General features: G+C 67.0%; 24 protein-coding genes. 13 read left to right on the top strand and 11 right to left on the bottom strand.

Features of this window, described 5'->3' with window-relative positions:
* Positions 1-9: 9 nt before the first annotated feature.
* Positions 10-675 (top strand): TetR/AcrR family transcriptional regulator C-terminal domain-containing protein, encoded by a 666-nt coding sequence (locus ACQVDU_RS08975; RefSeq protein WP_331792221.1) that lies wholly within the window; start codon positions 10-12, stop codon positions 673-675.
* Here the strand turns inward: ACQVDU_RS08975 and ACQVDU_RS08970 are convergent.
* The 7 genes from ACQVDU_RS08970 to ACQVDU_RS08940 form a co-directional block, all read right to left on the bottom strand.
* The gene (locus tag ACQVDU_RS08970) at positions 669-1,715 is read right to left on the bottom strand and encodes an isopenicillin N synthase family dioxygenase (RefSeq protein WP_443476926.1); all 1,047 of its coding nucleotides are present in this window, start codon (positions 1,713-1,715) and stop codon (positions 669-671) included. The genes ACQVDU_RS08975 and ACQVDU_RS08970 overlap by 7 nt on opposite strands.
* A gap of 130 nt (positions 1,716-1,845) precedes the next feature.
* Positions 1,846-3,564, bottom strand: coding sequence for a long-chain-fatty-acid--CoA ligase (locus ACQVDU_RS08965; protein ID WP_443476925.1), 1,719 nt, complete (start codon positions 3,562-3,564; stop codon positions 1,846-1,848).
* Between the two features lie 93 nt (positions 3,565-3,657).
* Positions 3,658-5,640, bottom strand: coding sequence for an acetoacetate--CoA ligase (locus ACQVDU_RS08960; protein WP_443476924.1), 1,983 nt, complete (start codon positions 5,638-5,640; stop codon positions 3,658-3,660).
* Complete coding sequence (locus ACQVDU_RS08955) at positions 5,637-6,536, bottom strand: HAD-IIA family hydrolase (RefSeq protein WP_443476923.1); 900 nt, start codon at positions 6,534-6,536, stop codon at positions 5,637-5,639. Before ACQVDU_RS08955 ends, ACQVDU_RS08960 begins: the two co-directional genes overlap by 4 nt.
* Positions 6,533-8,098 carry a pyruvate/oxaloacetate carboxyltransferase gene (locus ACQVDU_RS08950; protein WP_443476922.1) on the bottom strand — a complete coding sequence of 522 codons (1,566 nt, stop codon included), beginning with the start codon at positions 8,096-8,098 and terminating at the stop codon, positions 6,533-6,535. The genes ACQVDU_RS08955 and ACQVDU_RS08950 overlap by 4 nt, the downstream gene beginning before the upstream one ends.
* A complete protein-coding gene (locus ACQVDU_RS08945) occupies positions 8,095-9,462 on the bottom strand; it encodes an ATP-binding protein (protein WP_443476921.1) in 1,368 nt (455 codons plus the stop codon). The genes ACQVDU_RS08950 and ACQVDU_RS08945 overlap by 4 nt, the downstream gene beginning before the upstream one ends.
* A 3-nt stretch (positions 9,463-9,465) precedes the next feature.
* Positions 9,466-9,960, bottom strand: coding sequence for an acetyl-CoA carboxylase biotin carboxyl carrier protein (locus ACQVDU_RS08940; RefSeq protein ID WP_443476920.1), 495 nt, complete (start codon positions 9,958-9,960; stop codon positions 9,466-9,468).
* 161 nt (positions 9,961-10,121) lie between these two features.
* Between ACQVDU_RS08940 and ACQVDU_RS08935 the strand changes: the two genes are divergently transcribed.
* The 12 genes from ACQVDU_RS08935 (at position 10,122) to ACQVDU_RS08880 (ending at position 22,634) form a co-directional block, all read left to right on the top strand.
* Positions 10,122-11,804 (top strand): phytoene desaturase family protein, encoded by a 1,683-nt coding sequence (locus tag ACQVDU_RS08935; RefSeq protein WP_443476919.1) that lies wholly within the window; start codon positions 10,122-10,124, stop codon positions 11,802-11,804.
* A 19-nt stretch (positions 11,805-11,823) separates the two neighbouring features.
* The gene (locus ACQVDU_RS08930; RefSeq protein WP_443476918.1) at positions 11,824-12,672 is read left to right on the top strand and encodes an IclR family transcriptional regulator; all 849 of its coding nucleotides are present in this window, start codon (positions 11,824-11,826) and stop codon (positions 12,670-12,672) included.
* 32 nt (positions 12,673-12,704) lie between these two features.
* Positions 12,705-13,940: a cytochrome P450 gene (locus ACQVDU_RS08925; protein ID WP_443476917.1), complete on the top strand. Its 1,236-nt coding sequence runs from the start codon at positions 12,705-12,707 to the stop codon at positions 13,938-13,940.
* A gap of 5 nt (positions 13,941-13,945) precedes the next feature.
* Entirely contained in the window at positions 13,946-15,043 is a 1,098-nt protein-coding gene (locus ACQVDU_RS08920) for a PEP/pyruvate-binding domain-containing protein (protein WP_292710927.1), read from the top strand.
* 92 nt (positions 15,044-15,135) lie between these two features.
* Complete coding sequence (locus tag ACQVDU_RS08915; RefSeq protein ID WP_443476916.1) at positions 15,136-16,965, top strand: PEP-utilizing enzyme; 1,830 nt, start codon at positions 15,136-15,138, stop codon at positions 16,963-16,965.
* Between the two features lie 21 nt (positions 16,966-16,986).
* Positions 16,987-17,697, top strand: coding sequence for an HD domain-containing protein (locus ACQVDU_RS08910; protein WP_443476915.1), 711 nt, complete (start codon positions 16,987-16,989; stop codon positions 17,695-17,697).
* Positions 17,694-18,446: an SDR family NAD(P)-dependent oxidoreductase gene (locus ACQVDU_RS08905; protein WP_443476914.1), complete on the top strand. Its 753-nt coding sequence runs from the start codon at positions 17,694-17,696 to the stop codon at positions 18,444-18,446. The genes ACQVDU_RS08910 and ACQVDU_RS08905 overlap by 4 nt, the downstream gene beginning before the upstream one ends.
* Before the next feature lie 12 nt (positions 18,447-18,458).
* Positions 18,459-18,782, top strand: coding sequence for a 2Fe-2S iron-sulfur cluster-binding protein (locus ACQVDU_RS08900; RefSeq protein WP_443476913.1), 324 nt, complete (start codon positions 18,459-18,461; stop codon positions 18,780-18,782).
* Between the two features lies 1 nt (position 18,783).
* Positions 18,784-20,076 (top strand): NAD(P)/FAD-dependent oxidoreductase, encoded by a 1,293-nt coding sequence (locus tag ACQVDU_RS08895; RefSeq protein WP_443476912.1) that lies wholly within the window; start codon positions 18,784-18,786, stop codon positions 20,074-20,076.
* The gene (locus ACQVDU_RS08890; RefSeq protein ID WP_443476911.1) at positions 20,073-20,729 is read left to right on the top strand and encodes an HD domain-containing protein; all 657 of its coding nucleotides are present in this window, start codon (positions 20,073-20,075) and stop codon (positions 20,727-20,729) included. Before ACQVDU_RS08895 ends, ACQVDU_RS08890 begins: the two co-directional genes overlap by 4 nt.
* A 16-nt stretch (positions 20,730-20,745) precedes the next feature.
* Positions 20,746-22,263: an aldehyde dehydrogenase family protein gene (locus ACQVDU_RS08885; RefSeq protein ID WP_443476910.1), complete on the top strand. Its 1,518-nt coding sequence runs from the start codon at positions 20,746-20,748 to the stop codon at positions 22,261-22,263.
* Complete coding sequence (locus tag ACQVDU_RS08880) at positions 22,263-22,634, top strand: HtaA domain-containing protein (RefSeq protein ID WP_443476909.1); 372 nt, start codon at positions 22,263-22,265, stop codon at positions 22,632-22,634. Before ACQVDU_RS08885 ends, ACQVDU_RS08880 begins: the two co-directional genes overlap by 1 nt.
* 52 nt (positions 22,635-22,686) lie before the next feature.
* On the opposite strand, the gene ACQVDU_RS08875 is transcribed toward ACQVDU_RS08880, so the two are convergent.
* From ACQVDU_RS08875 to ACQVDU_RS08860, 4 genes are all read right to left on the bottom strand, one after another.
* Positions 22,687-23,292, bottom strand: a complete 606-nt coding sequence (locus tag ACQVDU_RS08875; protein ID WP_341578647.1) for a DUF305 domain-containing protein — start codon at positions 23,290-23,292, stop codon at positions 22,687-22,689.
* Between the two features lie 96 nt (positions 23,293-23,388).
* Positions 23,389-23,844: a DUF6153 family protein gene (locus ACQVDU_RS08870; RefSeq protein WP_331792204.1), complete on the bottom strand. Its 456-nt coding sequence runs from the start codon at positions 23,842-23,844 to the stop codon at positions 23,389-23,391.
* A 262-nt stretch (positions 23,845-24,106) separates the two neighbouring features.
* Entirely contained in the window at positions 24,107-25,048 is a 942-nt protein-coding gene (locus tag ACQVDU_RS08865) for a hypothetical protein (RefSeq protein WP_331792431.1), read from the bottom strand.
* Between the two features lie 337 nt (positions 25,049-25,385).
* Positions 25,386-26,606 carry an MFS transporter gene (locus ACQVDU_RS08860; protein ID WP_443476908.1) on the bottom strand — a complete coding sequence of 407 codons (1,221 nt, stop codon included), beginning with the start codon at positions 26,604-26,606 and terminating at the stop codon, positions 25,386-25,388.
* Positions 26,607-26,772 lie beyond the last annotated feature (166 nt).

Below are 26,772 nucleotides of genomic sequence, written 5' to 3'. Positions count from 1 at the left end.
GGTCGTCACATGACGAGATCCGACGGGGAGCCCGACGCGACTCGACGACCGCTCAGCCGCGACAGCATCCTCGCCGCGGCGCTGGAACTCGTCGACGCCGAGGGGCTCGAATCGCTCACCATGCGGGCACTGGGTGCCCGGCTCGGCGTCGAGGCGATGTCGATCTACCACCACCTGCCATCGAAGCAAGCTGTCATTGACGGGATCGTTGATCTCGTCTGGGCCAAGGTCACCCTGACCGGCGACACGCGCGACTGGCGCACGGCTGTGCGTCGCACCGCCCGATCAGCGTTCACGACGCTGCTGCGCCACCCGTGGGCCAACCGGATTCGTGCGTCCAGCGGTGGTCCGGCACGGATGACCTACATCGACGCATCCCTCGGGCACCTGCGCAGCGCTGGTTTCACACCCGAACAGGCCTTTCATGCCCATCACGTGCTCGAGGCCTACATCCAGGGGTACGTCATCCAGGCCCTCGATTTCGCGCCGACGGATGCCGCCGCCGAGCGTGAACAACGCGACGCCGCCCTGGCCTACCTCGAACAGGTCGGACACACTCATCTCATCGAGCACGTGAACCTTCACGCCTCCGACCAGGGGTCGGGATTCGACTTTGGTCTGATGCTTCTGCTCGACGGTCTCGATGCGCGCCTCGAACGCTCACATCCTCAGTAGCGCTGGCTCGCGAGCACGCGCGCCGACTCCCGCGCGGCCGCCTCGTTGCGCACACCCGCGCGGGACCCGGCAAGCTTCGCGGCGATATGTTCGCCGACGGTGACCGGCTCGTAGAGATCGGGATGCTCGGCATCCACGCACGAGGGCAGCGTCTCGATCAGGGCATCGACGTTCCCGTCGTGGAAGAAGGCAGCCGATCGGCGCCGCTCGATCGTGCCGTCGATCACGGGTGGCTTCACACGGTGAAGCGTCGACATCCACCGCTCGTTCGTCCAGCGGGCGGTCACGTCGCCGAGGTTGATCAGCAGGGCGTCGTCGGCTGGAGCGACATCGTTCCAGGAGCCATCCGCGCCGAGCACCTGCAGGCCCTTCACCTGATCGGCCCAGAGGATGGTGACGATCCCGTAGTCGGTGTGCTCGCCCATGCCGATGAGGTCGCCGTCGAGAGTCACATCGGTCCCAGGCGGCAGCGCGTAGTTGTTCATCCGCATGACATCCAGCGAGTGATCGGTGCGGGAGGCGAAGAACTCCGGGTCCAGCCCCAGTGCGTCGGCGAAGATCCGGGTCATGACCCGGGCGACGCGGGCAGCCTCGTCGAAGTAGGCTTCCACCTGCGTCTGGAACCCCTCGACGGCGGGCCAGAGGTTCTCGGCGTAGTCGGGCTGTGGGAGTTCTGCCATGTGCGGGTAGGTCGCAGCGGATGCCCCGACGTTGAACGCCTCGAAGAAGTCGTTCATGCGGCTGGCCTGCTCGACGCCGAGACTGAGGCTTAGCGATTCGGACTTCGGCGGACTGTAACCGCGGTTGATCTGCGGCGGGGTTCGATAGGCCTTCTTGGCCTCCATGTCGAGGGCGAAGAAGGCATCCATCGCTTCGGTGAGGCCGCGGATCACGGCATCCGGGATGCCGTGACCGGTGATCTGGATGAACCCGACAGTGCGGCAGGCGTCGTCAATGCTGCGAGCGACCTCCGCCTTCGCCGCGGGCGTGCCATCGGTCACGTACGCGGTGATGTCCACGAGGGGAACCTGGAATGTCATAGCAACTCCTTCTCGAGCCGCTTCACGCTTTCCACTCACCCGCCGGGTGCGGGCTTTCGCTTTCATGAGCGTCGCGCGTCACGATACGCGCGATCCGTTTCCCCCGCGTTACAGGGGCCAGGCGCTGACCTCAGCTCCTCGTGAGACTCTCACGCACCGACCGACGAAGGACCTTCCCGATCTGCGATCGTGGCAGATCGGGAACCTCGACGATGCGCTTGGGTACCTTATAGCCAGCGAGATGCTGACGCGAGAAGTCCCGCAGTCCCGTGGAGTCGAAGTGCGCGCCCTCGCGCAGCACGACGGCTGCCACGACATCCTCGCCACCCGAGGAACGCGGGATGCCGACGACGGCTGCGGCATCGACATCCGGATGCAACACAAGCACCTGCTCGACCTCACTCGGGCTGACGTTGTAGCCGCCCGTGATGATGAGCTCCTTCACGCGATCGATCACCGTGACGAAGCCGTCCTCGGCGACGGTCACGATGTCGCCCGTGCGCAGCCAGCGGCCCGGAAGCAGGGCTGCGGCTGTCTCTTCGGGACGCTCCCAGTAGCCCTGAAAGACCTGGGGTCCCCGGATGAGCAGTTCCCCGGCCTCACCGACCGCACGATCGATGCCCGGATTGTCGGGGTCGACCACGCGAATCTCGGTGCTCGGAAACGGAACCCCGACCGTCCCGGGGCGCCGCGTCGGACCGATGGGATTTCCGAGGGCAACAGGAGAGGACTCGGTCATGCCGTACCCCTCGACGAGGAGGCCTTCGCTGGCCTCCTCCCACCGCGTGACTGTCGGAATCGGCAGGCTCATCGCCCCCGAGATCGCGAACCGGATGCTGCGCAGGTCGATCCGGCGATGGGCAGCAGCCCGCGCCAGGGCATCGTAGACCGGCGGGACGGCAGGCAAGAACGTCGGCGGCGAGTGCTTCGCCGCGGCCACCACTGCGTCGACGTCAAACCGAGGGAACAGCACGATGCGTGCGCCGATCGAGACGGCGAAGGTGAGGCACAGCGTGAGGCCGTAGGCGTGGAAGAGGGGAAGCACCGCGTAGAAGGTCTCGGCGCCTTCCTTCAGACCCGGCACCCACGCGCGACCCTGCGCGGCGTTCGAGCGCAGATTGCGGTGCGAGAGGATCGCGGCCTTCGGGGTTCCGGTCGTACCGCTGGTCAGCTGCAGCAGCGCAATGTCATCGAGCGTCGGCTTCGCGGTCTTCCTCGCAAGAGGACGGGCAGCCGTCAGCGTCTTCCACGCCACGAGCTTCTTCGCGGTCGGCTTTGCCGTCATCGCGGTGCGGGTCTCCCGCGCTGCGGGGACCGGGAGCTGCAGAGCGAGACGCTTGCCCAGGGGCAGCGCGTCTGGCATCCGTACCGACACGATCGTTCGCGGCCTGACGTCTGAGGGCATCTCAGCGATCGTGTCGGCGACCTTATCCCACACGATTGCGGCGACCGCACCGTGCACCTCGAACTGGTGCCGCAGTTCCCGAGCCGTGTACAGCGGGTTGTGCTCCACGACGATGGCGCCCAGGCGCAGGATCGCGTAGAACGCCACGACGTGCTGCGGGCAGTTCGGCAACACGAGCGCGACCCGGTCACCCGCGACGACCCCCTGCTTACGGAGTCCGTTCGCGACGCGCTCGACCTGCTCGCCCAGCTCGCCATACGTCGTCGTTCTGCCGAAGAACTCGAGGGCCACGTCCTTGCGGTATCGGTCGACGGATGCCGAAAGCATGTCGACGAGCGTTTGGTCGACCGGGTCGATGTCCGCGGGCACACCGTCGGCGTAGGCGGCAAGCCACGGCCGGTGCGCCAGCGGCGACGAGTGCTCAGACGGGTTCGGGATGCTCATCGTCTCGTTTCTGGTCGACGGTGCGCGCCAGTCTACGGAGGCCCGTACGTCCCGCAGGGCATACGTCGACACTTCTGGAGTGCCTCCCGGCTGCTACGCCAGCAGGCCACGCTCGCGGGCGAAGCGGGCGAACGGTTCGAGGGCGTGAGAGTCATCCAGCGACGACAGCGCCGCCAGTTCGACAGGGTCACTCCCCTGCATCACGCGTTTCACTGGAACCTCGAGCTTCTTTCCCGTCCTGGTGTGCGGAATGGCGGAGACCACCGCGATGTGATCGGGCACGTGTCGGGGGGTGAGCGCCGCGCGCAGAGTGCCAGTGATCTGATGTGCGCCCTGCTCCTGGTCCCAGTCCTCGGTCGCGGGAACGACGAAAAGGACGAGCACACCCGGCCCCCCGTCGGGGTCCTCCAGGTGCACGACCAGGCTGTCAGTCACATCAGGCAGCTCCTCGACGACACGGTAGAATTCCGCAGTCCCGAGACGCACGCCGCCCCGGTTGAGTGTCGCGTCCGATCGGCCGGCAATGACGCAGCTGCCGCTCGGCGCGAACCGCACCCAGTCCCCGTGCCGCCAGACCCCGGGGTAGACATCGAAGTACGCGTCGCGATAACGACTGCCGTCAGCGTCCCCCCAGAAGCCGACCGGCATCGATGGCATGGGGCGACGGATGACGAGCTCGCCGAGGTCGTCGATGATGACCTCTCCGTGGGCGTCGAAGGCCACGGCGTCCACACCGAGCGAGGCGCCGCTGATCTCCCCGAGCCACACGTCGTGCAGCGGCGAGCCCTGCACGATCGCGGAACAGACGTCGGTGCCTCCGCTGCCGACGTTCAAGACGACATCGTCACCGAACTGCTCGTGAATCCACACGAATCCTTCGGCCGCAAGCGGGCTGCCGGCTACGCCGATCTGCCGCACGGACGAGAGATCGTGATCGTGGGCAGGGGAAAGTCCCGCCGTCCGCGACGCGCTGATAAGTCCCGGGCTCGCACCGACCAGCGTTGCCCGGGTCTGGGCGGCGAGGCGCCACTGCGCGTCGAGGTCGGGATAGAGGGGGTTTCCGTCGATCAGCACCGCGGCGGCGCCGTGCAACAGGGTCGAGACGAGGGTGTTCCACATCATCCAGGCCGTCGTGCTGAACCACATCAGTCGATCGCCCGCCCGCAGGTCCCAGTGCAGCCCGAGAGTCTTCAGGTGCTCGAGCAGGATGCCGCCATGCCCGTGGACGATCGGCTTGGGTGCCCCTGTCGTACCCGACGAGAACAACACAAACAGCGGATGCGCGAACGGCACTGGCGCGAAGGTGAGCGGATCGTCCGCGGGCGCCGCGATCTCGTCCCACGCCATGTCTGCATCGACGGCAAAGTCACCGTATGGCACGCCGATCGTCTTCCTGACCGTCGGCAGCCCCGCACGGATCGCAGCGACGTCGGCCGACTTGTCGATCGGTTTGTCACCGAAACGATAGCCACCGACAACCAGCAGGATGTCGGGATCGAGCTGACCGAAGCGGTCGAGAACTGCCCGGGCTCCGAACTCGGGAGCACAGCTGGCCCAGATCGCTCCGAGGCTCGCGGTCGCAAGGAACGCCACCACGGTCTCGGGGATGTTGGGAAGGTACGCCACGACCCGATCGCCAGGTCCGACGCCGAGTCGGTGCAGCCCCGCCCGCACCCGCCGGACCTGCTCGGCAAGGTCGCCGAAGCTCAGCGAGACGTCCTCGCGCGTCTGTGAGGTTGCGAAGATCGCGAGCGCATCGACATCGTGGCGCAGGCAGTGCTCGGCGTAGTTGAGCTCGGCACCCTCGAACCACGAGACGTCCGGCATCGGCCCGCCCGAAAGAACCGAGCGCGCAGGGGCGGATGCACGAACCCCGAAGAAGTCCCACACGCTCTGCCAGAAAGCCTCGAGCTCGTCGACCGACCACGCATGAAGTGACTGGACATCGTCGAAGCGCAGTCCACGTTCGGCAGCGAGCCAGCGCAGGTACTCTGCGATCACCGATCCATCGCGAGCAGCAGTCGAGGGGCGGTAGAGCACCTCGTGCGCGGGGGCGCGCTGGCCAGAGTCCGTCATCGCTTGAGACCGGTTGAGACCGGCATCCGCAGCTCGTCGGCATCCGTGAACAAGGCCGCGAGCTCGGTCATCGACTCGACCACGATCTCGGGCATCTCGTCGCCCGGGATGTCGGCGAGGCGCTCGCGGGTGGTCATCCCGGTGAGGACGATGCCCGCTACCGCCCCGCCACGACGGGCCATGCTGGCTTCGAGGTAGAGGTCATCTCCGAGCACAAGAGTGCTCTCGGTGGTCGTTCCCAGTGCCCAGCACACGGTCTCGAGCGCAAACGCCGACGGCTTTCCCAGCACCGTCCAGGGTTGCCCGGTCACGTGCGAAAGTCCTGCCACGATGAAGCCCGACAGTCCGACGTTCAGCCGGTCCTTGCTCGCGAAGGCCGGAGCATCCGAGGTGCAGTACAGCGTGGCACCGGCGAGGATCGCCTCCGCGGCGAACTGGAGCTTGGGCTTGGTGAACTCGGTGTCCCATCCCACTAGCACGGCGACGGCTCCGGATGCTGCGCCCGAGCGGTGCTCATCAGGGTCGATGAGGTTAATCCCGTGAGCCCGCAGCACCGGCACCACCCCGCCACCGCCGTAAGCGAGCACGGGTTGCTGGCCGTAGCGCTCGCGCAGGGTACGGGCCGCGGCCACAGCTGGGGTGAGTACCTCCTCGTCGGCGACGCCGAGCCCCAGATGACGCAGGTGCGCGGCGATCTCGGCGGGTGGCTGCGCTGTGCCGTTCGTGAAGACGCACACCCGGCGCCCGGATGCCCGCATCTGCGCGATCAGTTCGGCAGCCCCCGGGAGGGCTGAGCCTTCTTGGCCTGCGGGTCCGTCAGAGATCACCAGGCATCCGTCGACATCGAACATGACACCCTCGACGGCGGCGAGGCGGGAAAGAATCTCGGATGTCATCGCTCCTCCTGTGCGGGACGGTCCAGGGCGATGCGGGTCTCGCCGAACGCGATACGCAAAGACCTCCACCGGGGCAGGGTGTGCGCAGCGGCGATGAACGAGGCGACATCTGTCGGCGGTGGCCCCGCGGATGCTGGTACCCAGCGCGGTGCGGGACCCGCGGCATACATCGGATCGAGCTGCTCGGCGGGCAGCACGATGGCCAGCAGCAGGTCTTCGTCAGACAGCTCACGGCCGAGTCTCTCGGAGTGCAGCATCCGCAGCTCGTCAAGCGACGGCTCGGGGACGGGCCTGTCGAGTTCGGCCGCGCGGGGAAGATCCCGCACGCGCGTCTGGACGTCGGGGTCGATCTGCCCCTCGGGAGTGCCGAAGTGGCCGAGGACGAAACGCACGACCTCATCGGGGATGCGGCTATAGCGGTCTTGCCCGCTCTCTTCGGCCAGCACGTTCATGAGCGCTTGGCTACCCACGAACTGGCTGAAGGGCGTCACCATGATCGGGTACCCGAGGTCGGCGCGCACCCGCACGCACTCCTCCAGCACTCGGGGAAGCCGATCGGCCATCCCGATCTCACCGAGTTGGCGTCGCAGGGTCCCCATCATTCCTCCCGGGACCTGGTGGACGTGCGCCCCGAGATCGAACTCGCTCGGAGCCCCGGCCGCCAGGCCCTGCGAGCGCGCAATCGCCCACAGCGTCTGCGCGGCCCGGGCCGCGGCATCCCGGTCGACATCCACCTCGATCCCGACAGCGTCGAGGTTGGTCAGCAGGTGCTCCAGGCTTGGCTGGGCGGTGCCGTTGGAGAGAGGCCCAAGACCCGTGTGCAGCACATCGACATCCAGAGCTGCGGCGGTGACATACAGCTGGGATGCCGCCCCCGTGGTGGTGTGGCTGTGCAGCTCGAGGGGCTTGTGCACGACCTCCCGCAGCTGCGGCACGAGCTCTCGCACGCGCTCGACGGTGAGCAAGCCGCCGGGGTCCTTGAGGTACACGTGGTCGATCGCCGGCTCGGCCTGGTAGGCAGCCGCATTAGCGAGGTAGCGCTCATCGGTGTGCACCGGGCTCTCGGTGAAGACGACACCGGCGACGATCTGCGTGAAGCCTTCGTCCTTGGCCCATTGCGCGACCCGGATGGTGGCGTCCCGGTCGTTCATCGGCTCGGCAATGTGCAGGCGCCGCACCCCGTGGGTGGCCATCATCCGCAGGGCAAGGCGCATCACCGGCTCGCTGGCCTTCTCCCACGACATGAAGCGCATCCCTGTCGTGATCGCCGACAACAGGGTGTCGGGGGCTGCCCCGCTGACCCGGTCCAGCCGCTCCCAGGGGTTCTCGTGGTGAAACTTCACCCCCATCGACAGGTGCGTGGAGCTGGTGAAATCGATCGCGGCGAGGTTCATCTGTGCCAGATCGACAGCCGCAGCTTCGGCCATGCCCGTCGTGATGCCGGTGGCTCCCCACAGGCTCTGGTTGCCGTCGCGCAAAGAGGTGTCGACGATGCGCACGGGCCCGCGGGTGCGGTGCCCGCCGAGCTGACTCAAGTGCGCGGCACGCGGATGCTGCGTCATCCGATCTTCTCCCTCATGCTCTCCCACTCCTGCCCGAACCAGGTGGTCGGCACGGGCCCCGCCCTGAAGTCCTCGTGGGCAAGGACCGCCTCGAGCATGGGGAGCGTGGTAGTCAGGCCCGCCACGCGCGTGTTGCGCACCGCGGCGACCGCGCCATCGACCGCGGCGGCGCGGTCATGGGCACGCACGATGAGCTTGGCGGCGAGGCTGTCGTAGTAGGGCGGAAACTCGAACCCGGACTCGATCTGGGTATCGATCCGGATGCCGGGGCCACGGGGCCACCGCACCTGGCCGATCCGCCCCGCGTTGGGTCGGAAGTCGGCGGCGGGGTCCTCGGCGTTGATACGCACCTCGATCGCGACAGCCGGCGGCACTGCGGGGGGCACCGGCAACCCGGTGGGCAGCCCCAGCGCCAGCAGGAGCTGCGCTGCGACGAGGTCGACGCCGAAGGCTTCCTCGGTGACCGGGTGCTCCACCTGGATGCGAGCGTTGACTTCGAGAAAGACGACGTCGTCGCTGAGCGTGTCGACGAGAAACTCCACTGTGCCGGCACCCCGGTAGCGCAGCGCCTCCACGAGCGCGCGCGAGGCGTCGTGCAGCACGCGGCGACGCTCGGCCGACAAGCCGGGAGCCGGGCATTCCTCGATGAGCTTTTGATGGCGGCGCTGCACAGAGCAGTCGCGGTCGCCGAAGATCAGCGCGCCCCCCTCGCCGTCGCCGAAGACTTGCACCTCGACGTGCCTGGCAGACCCGTAGTAGCGCTCCATATAGAGGTCGCCGTTACCGAAGGCTGCCGCAGCTTCCTGCGCGGCCTGGGGAGCAAGGGCGACGAGTTCGGCTTCGGTGGTGGCAAGGCGGATGCCGCGCCCCCCGCCCCCGTGAATGGCCTTGACCATGAGCGGATAGCCCACTTCGGCGCCGAGAGCTGCGACATCGTGCACATCGGTGATGACCCGGCCCTGAGAGACGGGGACCCCGGCTGCCACCGCGACGGCCCGCGCGCTGCCCTTGTCGCCGACAGCGCGCAGGGTCTCGGGACGGGGGCCGGCAAAGGCGATCCCCTCTTCCTCGAGAAGCTCACACAGCCGCGGTTGTTCGCTGAGAAAGCCGTAACCAGGGTGGACCACATCGGCGCCGGCGTGGACAGCGGCCTGGGCGATGAGTTCGGGGCGAAGGTAGCTCTGCGCCGACGGAGCGGGGCCGATGACCAGGACGCGGTCGGCAGCGCGGGCCGCGAGGGACTGCGTGTCAGCAGCGCTGGCAGCCAGCACCGCCTCTGCCCCGATCCGCTGCGCTGCGGCGACGATGCGCGCGGCGATCTCGCCGCGGTTGGCGACAAGAACGACGGGCCGGTCAGTGCTCACAGCTCACGCCTCGAACCGCGCGAGGACCTGACCGAACTGCACCTGCGCGCCATCTTGCGCCTCGAACGCCGCGATCGTGCCGGCGGCGCCTGCCACGACCGGGTTCATGAGCTTCATGATCTCGATGATCCCGATGGTGGTGTCGGCCTGGACCTCGTCCCCCGGCTCCACGAACGGAGCTGCCCCCGGAGCGGGCCGGCGATAGAAGACCCCCAGCATGGGAGCCGTGATCGGTGCACCGACTGTCGCGTTAGTCGACGCAGCGGCCGGCTCGAACGCTGCCTGCGTGTCCTGCGAGGTGGGCGCGGGGGTTGCCTGGGCGGGGGCTGGGGCTGGGCCGGCGGAGAGCGGGGAGCCCGCCGGCGCGATCGGCCCAGTGCGAGAAAGCTGTACCGACACATCGCCCCACGTGATCGCGACAGTGTCGTAGTCGCCACCGTCCAGGGTCGCGACCAGGTCGAGCAGCTGCTGCCAGCTCGGGGCAGATTCGTGGGCCACGTCGCCCTCCTTCTGGTTGAGGCACCATCGTGCGGGGAGGCCCTGGTGGGGGCAACCGGCGTTCTCATATGATGAGAAGCGCCGTGGTCACGGCACACGCGATCGGTTTACGGTGATCGCCCCACCAGGGACGAACCAGATCGCGACTTCAAGGATGAAACGTGACCGATCACTTTGACGCCGTCATTATCGGCGGCGGACACCACGCAACGATCATCGCGCCGTATTTGGCGCGTGCGGGCCTCAGCGTCGCCGTCTTCGAGGCGCGCTCGCACCTCGGCGGCGGCGCACAGAGCATGCCCGGCCCCACCGCGGGGGTGACGCAGAACCCCTGCGCCCACTGGACACGCTTCTATGGGCATCCTGCCTATAAGGACTTCGGGCTGGGCGAGCTTGGCCTGAGCTACGTCTTTCCCGAGGGCAACGAGGCCATGGTCTACGACGACGGCTCGGTGTTCATCGGGTATTCGGCGGCGCGCGTGGTCGACAGCACGGGCCGCGCCGAGGCGTGGGACGAGGGAGTGGCGCGCACCGAGGCCAACATCCGGGCATTCAGTTCTCGGGATGCCGACACCTACCTGCGCGTCCACGAGGCGTATTCGGCACACATCAAGAGCGCTTTCGGGCGCCAGCGGTTCACGCCACCCACCCCCTGGGGCACGCCCGACCCGCTCGAAGAGCTCCTGGACCAGCCGGGCTCGCTCATCGAGCCCGTGCACCAGTTCATGACGATGCGCCAGTTGGCCTACGACATGTTCGAATCCGATGAGCTGCGGACCCTGTTCATGCGGGCCGGAGTCACCTCGACCGGGTGCTATCCGGATGACGTGCCGGGGCTCCAGGGCTTCATCCACAATCTGGCCCTCGTCCTCTCGCTCGAGCCGGCAGCGATTGCGATCGGCGGCACCGGAGCCATCACCTCCGCCCTCGTGAAGGCAGGAACCCTGCGGGGGGTGCAGTACTTCACGGGTGTGCGCGTGGATGAGATCGTGCAAGAGAACGGCAAGGCCACCGGCATCCGCCTTGCCGACGGATCTTTCGTGGGCGCGGGGATCGTCGTCTCTGATCTCGGGCTTCCCCAGACCGTGCTCCAGCTTCTGCGTCACGGCGAGGTGGCCGAACGCATTCGCCATCGCCTCCGCAACGTCGTCTACGACCGCGGTCAGCTCGTGTGGGCCAACGTCGTCAGCTACGAGGCTCCCGACTACGCCGGCACCACGGGAGTGGCCGAGGCCGGCGTCCAGCCGCGACTGTACTGGGGGCCCAAAGACCCCGACTGGTTCGCCACCCGCTACCAGGCCCACATCTTCTCGGAGGGAATCTCGCCGCGGATGCTGATGCTCTCGAGTACGGACTCGCAGTGGGACACCACCCGTGCCCCGCAGGGCCAGCACATCACCGGGATCGAAGAGTTCACGGCGCCCATCCGGTTCTTCGACGATCAGGGATGGGCCGCGCTCGAGAAAGAATTCGACACCCGCATCCGCGCGCAGTGGCCCCGCTACGCCAAGAACATGACAGCGGACAACATCGCCGCGATCGAGTGGTTCCTGCCGCCGCGGGTGAACTCCACCCACCCCGACATGGTCGAGGGAGGGTACGTCGAGGGCGCACACCTGGCCAGCCAGCTGGGTCGGTTCCGCCCGATCCCCGAGCTCGCCGGCTACCGCACGATCTTGCCGAACCTGTACAACTGCTCGTCCAATGTCCATTCCGGATCGGGCATCGGGCGAGGCAGCTCGCTCAATGCCTGGCACCAGATCGCCGCAGACCTCGGGCTCGACCCACACGCCGAGATCCGCAAGCCCGACCCCGCGCTTGTCGAGGTGGCCGCAGCCCGGTGAGTGGCATGAAGGAGCGAGGATGACCGCGGACGACGACAAACACGGACCCCACGGCGTCATCGAGCGCGTCCTCGCCGTCCTCGCTGCCTTCGAGGGCACGACCGGCTCTCTCACGGTGGCCGGGATCGCCCAGCGGGCAGAACTCCCGGTCTCGACGACCTACCGGATCGTCGCCTCGCTGGAGGGGTGGGGGGCGTTACGCAAGGGCTCGGACGGTCGATACCAGATCGGCTTTCGGCTGTGGTCACTGGGGCAACAGGCCGGAAGGCGGCTGCGCGACCGCGCGCATCCGTTCTTGCAGGATCTGTTCGACCTCACTCACGAGAACGTGCATCTGGCGATCCGTGACGGGCTGTACTCGCTGTACATCGACAAGGTCTACAACTCCCGCAAGCTCCCTATCGTCTCGCGCATCGGCGGGCGCCTGCCGCTGCACGCCACCGCGGTCGGGCGTGTGCTGTTGGCGGCGCAACCTGACTGGTTCGTCGATGCGTACCTTGCTCGGGAGCTCGAGAGCCCCACCCCGAGCACCGTGACCGATCCAATAGAGCTCGCCGAGATCATCCACACCGTGAGGCGTGAGGGGATGTCGGTCACCTACGAGCAGATGCGCCTGGGCGCGATCTCGTTGGCAGCACCGATCGTCTACGAGGAAGAGACAGTCGCCTCGGTAGCGCTGGTCTTCGATATCAGCCAGGCCGGGGAGATCGAACGTCTCCGCCCGGCAGTCAAGGGGACCGCCGACAAGATCAGCCGGGCGATGCGGGGAGGGAGCGCCGGCGCCGTGATGCGCCGGGTTCCGCCTCCCGCGCCGGATCGTTTCTCAGGCGGTGAGAAATCCCGGTTGCACGCCGCCGATCCTCGTTGAAGAGTCGAGGCACTCGTTCGAGGAGGAACAGCATGAGCATCACTGCACCGATTGCAGCGCCGGACTACCACGGGTTCGAACCGTTCAAGCTCACCGACCCCTTCGCCTCGTGGAAAGCCCTCCGCGAGCAGGCCCCCGTCTTCTACGACGACCGGATCGGCTACTGGGTCGTGTCCCGCTACGACGACGTCAAGAGCGTCTTCGACAACTGGGAGACGTTCTCGTCAGCAAACGCGCAGCAGCCCGTGCGCCCCCTCGGCGAGGCAGCGAAGAAGGTTCTTGCCGAGGGCGACTTCACCGCCTACTCCGGACTGTCAGCGCGGATCCCCCCGGATCACACCCGCATCCGCGCGATCGCGACCAAGGCCTTCACGCCGCGGCGCTACAAGGTGCTCGAGCCCTTCATCCGCGAGAACGTCAACGTGCTCATCGACCGGATGATCGCCAAGGGCGAGCCGGGAGACATCCTCACCGACATCGCGTGGGACCTGCCCACCATCACGATCTTCACCCTCATCGGCGTTCCCGTCGACATGATCGAGACCGTCAAGGCGTGGGCGAGCTCACGCACGGCGATCACCTGGAGCGACCTGACCGACGACGAGCAGGTCCCGCACGCCGAGAACCTCGTCGCGTACTGGCGTTTCTGCCGCCAGCTGGTCGCCGATGCCAAGACCACCCCGGGCGACAATCTCGTGTCCGACCTCGTGCGCTTCCAGGCCGAAGGGGACGAGATCACCGATCACGAGATCGCCTCTTTCCTCTACAGCCTGCTCTTTGCTGGACACGAGACCACGACCACACTGATCTCCAACACGGTGCGCGAACTTCTCGCCAACGACGAGTTCGCCCATGTGGCCGAGGATCCCGAGCTCATCCCGGGCGCCATCGACGAAGTCCTGCGCGTCAGCGGCAGCATCGTGGCTTGGCGCCGCCATGCAGAGAGGGATGGCGAGGTCGCGGGAGTTCCGATCCCCGCCGGGTCCAAGGTTCTGCTGCTGATGGGCGCCGCGAACCGCGACCCCGCCGTCTTCCCCGACCCCGACACTTTCGACATCACCCGCAGCAATGCCCGCGCCCATCTGTCGTTCGGGTACGGCATCCACTACTGCATCGGCAACATGCTCGGAAAGCTGCAAACGAAGATCGCCGTCGAAGAGATCGCGCGGCGGCTTCCGAACCTGCGTCTTGTTCCGGACGCACAGATCACCTTCGGAGACAACTTGTCCTTCCGCGTCCCCGACTCCGTCCCCGTCCTTTGGAGCTGACCGTCATGAGCGCCTACACATCCCAGACGTACACCTTCGCGTTCGACTCGGTCGAGACTCCGACGATCGAGCGCCTCGGCGGTAAGTGCAACAGCCTGGCAATCATGACCTCCGCCGGCATGCCTGTCCCACCCGGATTCGCTGTCACGACTGATGCTTTCGACAAGGTCATGGACGAGACGGGTCTTCGCACCCGCATCCGCGAGATCCTCGCCGGTCTCGACGTCCACGATGTCGCCGATGTTGCGGACGTCGAGCGGCGCGCCGACCACGTCAGGGAGCTCATCCTCACCCAGGAGATCCCCGATGACGTCCGCGACGAAGTCGTCGGCGCGTATCGCGCCCTGATGGCGCGGTGCGGCGGCGAGGTCGCCGTCGCGGTGCGCTCCAGCGCCACGGCGGAAGACCTGCCCGACGCGAGCTTCGCCGGGCAGCAAGACACGTACCTCTGGATCGTCGGCGAGAACAACGCCCTGCACAAAGTACGCGAGTGTTGGGCAAGCCTCTACACGGCACGTGCCATCACCTATCGCCTCAGCAACGCCATTCCCGATGAGGGACTGTCGATGGCCGTGGCGGTGCAGAAGATGGTGAACTCCCGCTCATCCGGGGTCGCCATGACGCTCGACCCCCAGACCGGCGACCGCACCAAGATCGTCGTGGAGTCCAGCTGGGGCCTCGGCGAGATGGTCGTCTCGGGCGAGGTTACACCCGACAACTTCCTACTCGACAAGGTCATGATGACCGTCGTGACACGCGCGATCAGCTTCAAAGGCGAGGAGCTGGTGCCCAATGGCCGAGGCGGAATCGTTCGACGCGCTGTCGCTGCCGAGCGGGTCGAGGCACCGAGCCTCAGCGATGACGAACTGATGGCGGTTGCGAGGCTCGCGAAGGCAGCAGAGAAGCACTACGGACGTCCGCAGGACATCGAGTGGGCGATCGATGCCGACCTTCCTGACGGAGACAACGTTCTGCTCCTGCAGGCGCGTCCCGAGACAATCTGGTCGCCCAAGTCGAATACCAACACCATCACCATCACCTCCAAGGGGTCGGGCATCTCAGCGATCGCGACATCGATGCTCTCGAGCCTCGGCATCCGCTGACTCCCGCCCCGTCGCACCATCACCCACCACACCCACTACCCGAAACGACGCAGCTCTGCCGAGCGCGTCACGGACGTATCGAAGGAGATGCAATGTCCGACACCGCGATGCAAACCAAGTCCTTCCCCTCTCCTTATGAGCTGAAGGCCCCCGCCGGCTCCGAGGGGTGGGAGTCGCTGTACCCCTACAACCTCGTCTTCCGCGAGGAGCTGCGCGAACAGGAGGAGGGCCGCTTCTGGTTCTGCGACAGCCAGCACTGGCCGAACGTGTTCAAGCCGTTCGAGGTGACCATGGTCGAGTTCGCCAGCCGAAACCTCGGCGCCTACAACACCCGGCACTACCTGGTTCCGCCTGCCAACGGTATCGACTACCGCATCCACAACGGCTACAACTACTTCAGCCCCGTACCGGTTCCGCCCGAGCAGATCGCCGCCCGTGTGCCGCATTTCCTCGAGCGCGCCGGTTACTACTTCCAGAACTGGGAGTCGCTGCTGGAGAACTGGCACACCAAGGTCACCGACAACATCAAGGCGATCGAGGCCATCGAGTTCACGCCGCTACCCGAGATGGTGCCGATGGAGACGATCACCGAGGGCGTCGGCTACGACCCGTCCGTGGACCTGTTCGAGGCCTACGACAAGCTCATCGCCCTGGCGTACCGCAACTGGGAGCACCACATGGAGTTCCTGAACCTCGGCTACGTGGCCTACCTCGACCTGTTCCAGTTCTGCAAGGAGGCCTTCCCCGGCATCCCCGACCTGGCGATCGCGAAGCTGGTCGCCGGTGTCGACTCCGTGCTGTTCCGTCCCGACGACGAGTTGAAGAAGCTCTCGACGCTGGCGGTGGAACTCGGCCTGCAGGATGCCTTCATCCGCGGTGACGGCAACGCCGAGACTACCCTCGCAGCCCTTCGCGACGCCCCCCGCGGTGCGGAGTGGATCCAGGCGTGGGAGGCTGCGCAGCACCCGTGGTTCAACTACACCTCGGGTAACGGCTTCTACGGCGATGACAAGTACTGGCGCGACGACCTGGACATCCCGATGGGCTACATCCGCGACTACGTCGTGCGCGTGGCTGCGGGCGAGACGCTGGGGCGCCCGAAGGACGAGCTGATCGCCGAGCGCGACCGCATCGCCGAAGAGTACGCCTCGGTGCTCGATGACGAGGCCCGCGCCACGTTCGAGGGCAAGCTGGGTCTTGCCCGCACCGTCTACCCCTACGTAGAAGACCACAACTTCTACATCGAGCACTGGACGATGGGGGTCTTCTGGCGCAAGGTCCGCCAACTGTCGAACATGCTGCACGAGCAGGGGTTCTGGCCGCAGCCGAACGACATCCTTTACCTCAGCCGCGACGAGGTGCGTCCCGTGCTCTTCGACTACGCCAGCGCCTGGGCCGTCGGCACCGAGCCGATCGGTCCCACCTACTGGCCGAAAGAGATCGAGCGTCGCCGCGCGATCATCGCCGCTCTCGAGCAAGATCGTCCGCAGCCGGCATTCAACACTCCCCCCGCCCAGATCAGCGAGCCGTTCACCGTCATGCTGTGGGGCATCACGACCGAGCAGGTGCAGCAGTGGCTGGGCTCGGATGACGCCGAAGAGGGAGTCCTCAGCGGTATGGCAGCCTCGGGTGGCGTCGTGGAAGGCCCCGCGCGCGTGATCATCAACGCCTCGCAGCTGGGTGAACTGCAACAGGGTGAGATCCTCGTGGCTCCCGTCACCGCCCCCAGCTGGGGGCCGGTGTTCGGCAAGATCGCCGCCACCGTGACCGACATCGGCGGCATGATGAGCCACGCGGCGATCGTCTGCCGCGAGTACGGCGTGCCCGCCGTCACCGGTACCGGCAAGGCATCCACTACCATCACGACCGGCATGCGCCTGCGGGTCGACGGAAACCAGGGCAAGGTCACGATCCTCGACTGAGGATCCGAGAGGCAGTTCACCATGACGCGCACATCCCGCTCCCCCGTCAATCTGCTCGGACGCAACGTCTCGGCGCATATCCCTGCGCTCGAGGCCACCAAGGGCATGATCGTGATGCGGGAGCGGGATGACGCGGTGTGGAACGCCGCCCTGCCTTTTCTGCGCACCCGCGACAATGACGCCCACACCCTGGTGTCGTATGGCATCGCCCGCGCACTGTGCGAGATGATCCCGGACGCCGACCCCGACGTCGTGCTGCCAGCGATCATCCTGCACGACACCGGATGGTCCACAGTCGACGAGGTCGTCGCTTTCAACGCGATAGCCCCCGACCGCGACGGCAGCCTGCACCACATCGTCATCCAGCACGAGAAGGAAGGCGCCCGGATCGCCCGGGAAGTGCTGGAGCCGCTCGGGCACTCTCCGGAGGTGATCGACGAGGTCGTCGCGATCATCGACGGACACGACACCCGGCTCACCGCGATCAGCCTCAACGACTCGGTCGTGAAGGATGCCGACAAGGTGTGGCGGGTCTCCCCGCACGGCATCGACGTCGCCGTCCCCCGATTCGGACTGACCCGTGAGGAGTCGGCCATTCTCAACGCCTCCCGGGCCGTCGATGACCTCTTCAACCCCGAAGCCAAAGCCATGTCCCGCGCGTTCTTGTCGTGGGAGTGCATGACCGAGAGCCCGCAATGGACCCAGACCACGCCCCGGGAGTTCGACCAATGAGCAACACACACACTGGCCGCACTGTCGTGGTCACCGGCGCCGCCACGGGGCTCGGGAGGGCTTTCGCCCTCGGCTTTGCCGGGCGCGGGGCGAATGTGGTCATCGCGGATGTCAACGAGGCTGGCGCGGCGGAGACAGCTGCCCTCGTGGAGGAACTCGGCGTCGGCGCGCTGGCCGTGCGCACCGACGTCACCGACCGTGGCTCCACAGATGCCCTGATGGATGCCGCCCTCGAGCGGTTCGGCGCGATTCACGCCCTGATCAACAACGCGGCGATCTATGCGACGATCCACCGCGCTCCCTTCGCCGAGATCGACCCCGACGAGTGGGACAAGGTCATGGCAGTCAATGTGAAGGGCACGTGGTTGTGCTCGGCATCCGCTGTCACCCGCATGAGCGAGGGTGGATCGATCGTCAACATCGCCTCGGCGACGGTGTTCAGCGGTTCCCCGCAGTGGATGCACTACGTCGCCTCCAAGGGCGCTGTGATCGGGATGACCCGCACCCTGGCCCGTGAGGTCGGGGGCCTGGGCATCACCGCGAATGTCATCGCTCCCGGATTCACCCTCACCGAGGCATCCCTCGCGCAGATCGAGGATGCCGAGACCTACGGTGTCGCGGCCCGCGCGATCAAGCGCGCCAGCGTGCCCGAGGACATCGTGGGAGCTGCCCTCTTTCTGACTTCCCCCGACGCTGCCTACATCACCGGTCAAACGATCGTCGTCGATGGCGGCAAGCAGTTCATCTGACAAGGAGTACTCGTGAGCAGTGTGGTCTACATCGCCGATGACGGCACCGAGACGACCATCCAGGGTCGCCCCGGCGACTCGATCATGGAGACCGCCGTGCGCAACGGCGTCAGGGGGATCGTCGGCGAGTGCGGTGGCAGCCTCTCGTGCGCCACCTGCCACGTGTTCGTCGAACCCGAGACCTTCGCCCTGGTAGGTGGCCCCTCAGGTCCTCTCGAAGACGACATGCTCGATGGCACCGCCGTGGACCGTGAAGCAACGTCACGCCTGTCCTGCCAGATCAAGCTGCAGGAGGGCGTCGACTACCGCGTCCGCACCCCGAAAGCGCAGATCTGACATGGGCACCACACTGATCGTCGGAGCCTCCCAAGCCGGCGTCCAGATCGCCGCGACGATGCGTGAGCTCGGTGACACCGACCCGATCATCCTCGTCGGCGAAGAACCGCACCGCCCCTACCAGCGCCCGCCGCTGTCGAAGAAATGGCTCAAGAGTGAGCTCGTGCCCGGGGATGTGATCTTGCGCACCCGCGAGTGGTTCGACAGTCAGAACATCGAGCTCATCAGCGGCGACCGGGTCGTGACGATCCATCGCGGTACGCAGGGCCCTGGTGAGGCGACCACGCAGGGCGGGCGGCGACTGCGCTTCGATCGTCTTGCCCTGGCCACCGGCTCCTCGGTGCGCCGCCTCACGATTCCCGGCACCGACTTTCACGGCGTGCACTACCTCCGTGACGCGGAGGATGCCTTCGCGCTGGAGGCTGCCCTGCACGATCCCGCGAACCGTCGCGTCGTCGTCATCGGCGGGGGCTTCATCGGACTCGAGATTGCCGCCGTGGCCCGCAGCATGGACAAAGAGGTCACGGTGCTGGAGGCAGCGCCCCGCCTGGTCGGCCGGGTCGTGTCGGAACAGACGAGCGCCTTCTATCTCGCCGCCCACCAGCGGCGCGGCACCGCTGTCGTGCTGGGGGCAGAGCTTCGGCGCATCATCGGCGGGGTGGCGGATGCTGCCGGCCGCCGTTCGCGGGTCGTCGCAGTGGAACTCGCCGACGGTACTGCGGTGCCCGCAGACCTCGTCGTCATCGGGATCGGCGTGATCGCGCGTACCGAACTTGCTGTGCAGCTCGGGCTTGCGGTGGAGGGCGGCATCCTGGTCGACGAGCACGCGCTGGCCTCGGACGGCCGCACCGTGGCCGCGGGTGACTGCACGGTGATGCCCAACCCCTATGCTCTCGGCATCCCCGGCCCCACCCGTATCGAGAGTGTGAACAACGCTCTCGAGCAGGCCAAGATCGCCGCCGCGAGCCTGCTCGGGGAGCGCCTCACGTATCGCTCGGTGCCCTGGTTCTGGTCGGATCAGGCCGATCTCAAGCTGCAGATTGCGGGGCTGAGCACCGGGTACGACCAGGTCGTCGTGCGGGGGCGACCCGAGGACGAGCGCTTTGCCGTCTTGTACTACCGAAGCGGTCAGCTCATCGCGGCGGACTGCATCAACCAGCCCGCCGAGTTCCTCGCGATCCGCGGTGCCCTCGGCAAGGGGCACACGATCAGTCCCGAGGCAGCCGCCGACACCGACATCCCCCTCAAGCAGTCGATCACCGAGCCGCTGCTGGCCACGGCGGAGGCACCATGAGCCGCTTCGTGAACACCTTCGACTCGGTGCAGACCGTCGGCAACGGTCAGACACCGCAGCGTCACTACACGAATCTTGACGATCTGTGGCGCGCGGCCGAGCCGTACATGCGGGCGCGGCGGAACGACATCCACATTCCTCTGTCGTTCTACTTCGCCGAGCTGCTGCTGGATGACTACCCCCAGGCTGACGAGCTGGTGACGCGGGTCGCGATCCTGCTGCACGACACAGGCTGGGCTCGAGTGGATGCCGAGAAGATGATCACCGAGGGGTTCCGCTCGGCGAACTGGCGGCAGTCCGATGCCCGCATCCAGCACGAGATCGAAGGCTGCAACATCGCCCGCGAGCTCCTTCCCGGACTGGGCTTCGACACCGCGTTCATCACCCAGGTCACCGACATCATCGATGGTCATGACACCCGTCTGGACCACCACTCCCTCGAGGATGCGATAGTGCGCGATGCCGACCGCCTGTGGCGCTTCACCCCCACGGGCACGGCGTTCTCGGCGGAGTGGTTCGGGATGACCCCGCGCGAGATCGTCGAGAACCTTGAGGCGGTTGTCCTCGATGAGCTCATCACCGCCTCGGGGCGCCGGATGGCCGAAGCCGAGATGGGTCGCACGATCGAGCTGCTGAAGATCGATCTGCTGTGAGAGAAGAGCACTGACGATGCCCGAAACCCTCGGAGCCACTTCGGCCACGACGCTGCTGGCGGGCCACCGCGCCGCCGCCGAGGCCCTCCCCTATCAGCACGTCGACGACCTGTTCATCGGCGGCCACTATCGCCGCGCCGCGGTCAGCGACGGCGTCGACAAGGTAGTGGACCCGGCGACCGGGGAGACCTGGGCATCGGTGCCGAAGGCGTCGGCGCAGGATGTCGACGGCGCCGTCGCCGCGGCCCGTGCGGCCTTCCCGGCCTGGGCGGCCATCCCTCCCCACGAGCGCGCCGAGCGGATGCGGCGCTGGGCCGACGCTCTGGAACAGCGAGCCCAGCCACTGTCGGTGACGAGCACACTCGAGAACGGCTCGCCGATCTCCGAGACGGCAGGAGCTGCCGCCAACGCTGCGGGCATCATCCGCTACTTCGCGGGGCTGTCCACCGTGCTGGAAGAGGACGACGTCCGCATCGCGCCGCTGGACCCCACGCAAGCGACGACCGTCCGTCGCGACCCGGTGGGGGTCTGTGCGCTGATCGCTCCGTGGAACTTCCCCATCAACCTCGTGGTCATCAAGCTCGCGCCGGCATTGATCGCGGGCTGCACCGTCGTCATCAAGCCCGCTTCCCCCACTCCCCTGTCGATCCGCTTCGTGCTCGACGCCGCGGTCGAGGCCGGCATCCCTGACGGGGTCATCAACCTCGTCACCGGAGACGGCCAGGTCGGGGATCAGCTGGTGCGGCATCCGGATGTCGACAAGGTCGCGTTCACCGGGTCCACCCCGGTGGGCCGACGTATCGCGGCTGCCTGCGGCGAACTCCTGCGCCCCGTGACCCTTGAGCTCGGCGGGAAGTCCGCGGCGCTGGTTCTGCCGGATGCCGACCTCGACCACCTGCGGAAGGTCCTGATCCGCTCGTGCATGCGCAACACGGGCCAGACCTGCTACATCTCCACGCGCCTGATCGTCACCCCAGAGCACTACGACGAGGTCGTGGAGGCCGTCGCCACCACGATCGGCGAGGCGATCCAGGGAGATCCCCTGGATGCGGCCACGGTGTTCGGCCCGTCAGCGACGCGAGCGCAGCGCGACATCGTGCGCGGCTACATCCGCAGTGGCATCGCCGAGGGAGCGCGACCGGTCACCGGAGGTGACGTCGATCCGGCGATCGCCGAGGGGTTCTTCGTCACCCCGACCGTGTTCGCCGACGTCGCCCCCGACATGCGGATCGCCCGCGAGGAGATCTTCGGCCCCGTCCTGTCAATCCTTCCCGCGCGCGACATCGATGATGCGGTCGCGATCGCCAACGCGACACCCTTCGGGCTCGGCGGGATCGTGTTCGGCGCTGACGAGGATCGCGCCTTCGAGGTCGCGCGGCGTATCGACACCGGCTCGATCGGAGTGAACTTCTTCGCGTCGAACCATGCAGCCCCCTTCAGCGGCCGCCACGACTCGGGCCTCGGCGTGGAATACGGGATCGAGGGTCTCCACGCCTACCTCACCTACCAGTCAGTGCATCGGCGGGTGGGCTGATGGCCGCGCTGCGGTGGGGGATCAAGAAGAGCCTGCACGAGTACGTGCGCTCGTCGGAGGGCTCCGTCGAGGCCGGCGACGGAGCGTGGCTCGACGGCGACGAGGTGATCTTCCCCGCGGATGACGCAATCGAGGATGCCTTCACCGGCTCGGTCCGCTTCCTCGCCCACGGCGGCATGATGGACTGGCGTCTGGCCGCCCCGCATCTCGAGAACGGCGGTTCGATTGTCACCATCGGCGGTCGACGGGGCGCGCGCGTGCCCTTTGCGACAATCGAAGCCGGTGACGTGCGTCTGACGCTGGACGGTGCCATCCTGCTCGGCAACTTCTACGCGACGGGCACCGCCTTGGACCCCCTCCGCGTGGAGTGACGCGAAGGGGGTCCTTCCCAGAGCGAGGGCTTGCCGCTCTCAGCTCAGGCCGTCAGAGCTCGGCAAGCATGGCCCGCATGGTGGCGATCTCGGCAGTCTGAGCAACGATGATCGCCTCGGCGAGCTCCCTCACGTCGGGGCTGGATCCGCTGTCGAGTTCGTCCTGGGCCATGTCGATGGCACCCTCATGGTGGACGATCATCTGCTCGAGAAACAGACGCGATGCGTCAGGGCCGGAGGCCGCCGCCAGTGCCGACATGTCGTCGTCGCTCATCATTCCGTCGTCGTGGCCCATACCTGCCATTCCGCCGGCGCCGGGCATCTCCGCGCCCCACGCGGTGAGCCACCCCTCCATCGTGTCGATTTCGGGCTGCTGCGCGGCCTTGATGTTCTCTGCCAGCTCGCGCACGTCGGCATCGACCCCATCCTTGGCGAGGAGGGTGTCCGACATCTCGATGGCCTGCGCATGATGCGGGATCATCATCTGCACGAACATCACGTCCGTGGCATTGAACGCGAAAGCGGAAGCTGACGCGGAGGAAGGGGCGGTGCTGGCGCCCGGGCCGGAGCCGGTCACTGAAGCGCAGCCGGTGACGGCCAGAGCGAGGCTCAGCGCGATAGCGGTACTTGTTGCAGGACGATTCTTCATGATTGTCATCAGGGGTCTCCAAGGAGTGGGTCGTGAATGGCACCGGCCGGGGCCCGGCGGGTGTGCGGGGAAGAGCCGGGCGCAGGATTATCCGGCTCTCGCATTTCACGTACGACTGATGCAGAGAGAGATGAGCGACGGGGGGCGTGGCGGGAGCGTCAGAACGCCCCTGGCGGCTCTCGTCGGCCTCGGGAGAACCGACAGCCACCGCAGACGGGGACCAGACCACCTCAACAGCAGCGCCGTCACGAGCAGGGCGAGTACACACGCCATGGCGAGCATCCCGGAGTGGCCACCCGCGGCGCAGTCCTCGCACGATTCGTCAGTGACAGCCTGCGCCGTGTGCTCGCCGGGTACGGCCGTCAGTGCGTCATGGTGACTGTGCGCATGAGGAGTACTCACTGTCGAGGTGAGGAGGTGTCCGCTGGCTGTCGGCGCGTTCAACGCGTGCATGGCGAGAAGTCCGATGATGACCGCCACGGTGACGCCGACGACCAGAAGCAGCGTGCCCGCTACCGAATCCCCGCCTCGCACACGACGTGCCAGCGCGATCAGCGACATGCGACCTCCCGCCCTCATGGTACGACTCCCGAAAAGTGGGTGCGCTGTGCGCCATCCACGCACAGATCAGTGGAGCCCGAGACGAATCACAAAAAGATAACGGTGAGGTCTTCCCCTCCGTTACCTCACCGTTATAGAGTGCTTGCACGGTAGTTGTTTTGCTGTGGCAGCTACCGGCATGTGATTGCAGGACACTCTTGGTGCAAGGGACAAGGGCCGGTCGGAAGCCTCTCCGACCGGCCCTTACTTGTACCCTCGCGGCTCAGTACCAGCCGGTTGACTGGGAGTGGCTCCACGCGTTGCACGGCGACCCGTAGCGTCCGGCGATGTAGCCAAGGCCCCAGCGCACCTGCGTGACTGCATTGGACGCCCAGTCGCCACCGGCAGAGCTCATCTTGCTGGCGGGGAGCGCCTGCGGAATACCCCCTGCACCACTCGAGGAGTTGTAGGCGGCATAGTTCCAGCCGGACTCTTTGTTCCACAGCGCCACGAGGCACGAGAACTCACCGTCGCCCCAGCCGTACTGCGACGCCATGATGTCGCGGGCAGCAGCCTGCGCCGCACCCGGGGAGTTATCGCCCGTGGACGCCACGGGCCCGGAAACGGCCGGCGCTGCCGCGGCCGCTGCGCGCGCAGCCTCCTCAGCTGCAACGCGCGCGGCTTCTTCAGCCGCGGCCTTGGCTGCAGCTTCCTCGGCAGCCCGGCGGGCTTCCTCAGCTGCGACTGCAGCGGCCAGTCGCTCGCGCAGCCCGTCAATCTTGGCCTGCGTGTCGGCAACGGCATCCGTGACCGCTGAGGTGAGCGAGGGCAGCAGCACGATCGGCAGAAGATCCAGTCCATCCAGATCGGCGGTTGCCGCTTCCACAGCCGACACCGAGACAGTAGTGGGGGCGTCGACCGTCAGCCCGGATGCCGCGACCTCCCCATTCAGAGCAGTGGCATCCGCCGCAACGGTCGCCGCGGCAGCAAGTGCGGCTTTGGCATCAGAGGTGAGCGACTCGACGGAGGAGGCGTCAGTTTGGATGGATGCCGGAATCGGCGGTGCTTCGCTCCGCGCGGTGGGGACGGTCGCGAGAGCCGGCGTCTGTGCGAAGGCGGCAGTCGATGAGACCCCCAGCAGCAGGGTGAGCCCCATCGCGGCTGCGGTCAGAGCACGAGCGCGGGGACGGGAAACGAGGGGAGTTGACGATGAACGTTGACGCACGAATTCAGTGGCTTCCTGTTCGGAGAATCAAGCGGGCAGCACCAGTGGGCCCGGAAAAGCGTGCCTCGGGCGGCACACAAGTGTCCGAGTCTGGGTGCTCTTCCTGAACGAAACCTCCACGAATCCTGACCGGATCATGCGCTGGCTATGAATCACAAAAAGATAACGGTGAGGTCTTCCCTTCCGTTACCTCACCGTTATAGAGTGCTTGCACGGTAGTTGTTTTGCTGTGGCAGCTACCGACATGTGATTGCAGGACACTCTTGGTGCAAGGGACAAGGGCCGGTCGGAAGCCTCTCCGACCGGCCCTTACTTGTACCCGAACGATGCCTCGGCGTCATCGCCGCTCGCGACCGAGGACCCCTGCGACACCGCCGAGCAGGGCGAGCAGAACGGATGCCGCCACGACGAGGCTGAAAGCGGCTGCGGCACCCCCGATCGCCGCACCAGCACCGCCGACTGCGGTACCGATACCGACGCCCAAGACCACACCACTGCCGGTGAGCGTCATGAGAACGCCCGCCCGAGTGCGTTCGGCGATGGATCCCGCGACGCTATAGAGCGTAAGAAGTGCCGGCCCCTGGAAGGCGCCCGCGAAGACCGCGAACATCAGAAGGATGGGCACGGTCGGGGCTAGGGTCATCCCGATGCCCCCGAGAGCCATGCCGACGGCTGCGCCGATCCATCGCATCCAGGGGCCGATGGATGACGGCAGCGCGACCATCGCCATCGTCGTGACAGCCGACCCGATGGCCATGACGGCGTAGAACAGCGCACCCGCGTCCGGCACCCCCTGCGTGCGTGCGAACGCCGTGAGACCCGCCTGGCTCGCGCCGAAGAACACCCCCATCGCGAGCATCCCCGCCAGAACGAGAGCCGCCATTGCCGAACGCGCACGTCCACCCTCAGCGGCAGCGACGACGTCGGCATCCGTCGTCGGCTCCCGGCGCGGCACCAGCGCGGCACTGCGGTGAAGCGCGAACTGTGTCACGAACACCGCGATCAACGCTGCGGCTGCCAGGAGCGAGAGCTGCGGCGACAGCACGACGGCAACGATGCCGACCAGCGCCGGACCGATGATGTAGACGACCTCGTCGACGACGCCCTCGAACGCGAAGGCTGCCGAGACGTCATCGCGCGACATGGCGAGCCACCGGACCCGCGAGAGGGGTCCGACCTGTGGCAGGGAAAGGCCCGCGAGGCCGGCGAGCGCGACAGCCAACCCGTCGGGCACGTGCCCGACGGCGAGGACGAATGCCACGACGGATGCGACATTGGTCACGACGCCGATCAGGAGCACGCGGCGCTGGCCCCATCGATCAGAGAGGGCACCGCCGACGGGCGCTCCGACCGCCTCGCCGAGCGCCGTCGCGGCGGCGGCCACTCCGCCGACCGCGATGGAGCCGGTCGCCGATGTCGCGAGGGTGAGTATGGCAAGCGGGACCATCGACACCGGCAGGCGCCCGAGCGACGTCGCAATGAGATAGCCCCAGCCAGCGAGAGAGGGCAGGGCGCGGTAGGCGGCGAGGGCAGAACGCCCCGACGACAGATCAGTCACAGACGGAATCGCTTTCCGACGCATCCCCCGACCCGGATGGCGTCGCCCGCCCGCTGATGAACTCTTGTGGCACGGACTCTATCAGCGGCAGATCTCGCCCAGTGAGCAGCGCGAACGGCAGGGGCCGGTCGGATGCCTCTCCGCCGGCCCTGTCGTTCGTCTGCTC

The sequence above is a fragment of the Microbacterium sp. F2 genome, from assembly GCF_052274505.1.
In the GTDB taxonomy this organism is placed as follows: Bacteria; Actinomycetota; Actinomycetes; order Actinomycetales; family Microbacteriaceae; genus Microbacterium.
The sequence above is the reverse complement of the archived record's forward strand: the minus strand, read 5'-3'. Positions and strand labels throughout refer to the sequence as shown.